The sequence below is a fragment of the Bacillus sp. SIMBA_008 genome (assembly GCF_046535495.1).
Taxonomy (GTDB): Bacteria; Bacillota; Bacilli; order Bacillales; family Bacillaceae; genus Bacillus; species Bacillus subtilis.
This window is the reverse complement of record NZ_JAWRWL010001377.1, coordinates 1-231: the sequence shown is the minus strand read 5'-3', so window position 1 is coordinate 231 and position 231 is coordinate 1. Positions and strand designations below refer to the sequence as shown.

1 protein-coding gene is annotated in these 231 nt (G+C 67.5%); it reads left to right on the top strand.

Annotated features, from left to right (window positions below; all coding sequences use genetic code 11):
- The coding region (locus SB658_RS27965; protein ID WP_410603858.1) for a hypothetical protein at nucleotides 1-231 on the top strand (231 nt) is incomplete at both ends.

Genomic DNA, 231 nt, shown 5'->3' with positions numbered 1-231 from the left:
ATGCAGCGCGCCGTGGCGCGCCTTTCGTCGTTTGTCCGTCGCGCGCAGCCGGCCTGGCTGCTGCTGGTCCTGCTGGCGATGTCGCCCGGCGTGGCTTGGGCGCAGCAATGCACCACGATGAACGTGCCCGATGCGAACACCGTTCCGTCGACCTCGCCGATGGCGTCCGGCGGCAGGATCGACATCCTGATCGGGGACATATGCGACGGATTCGGCCTGAATCCCTACCCG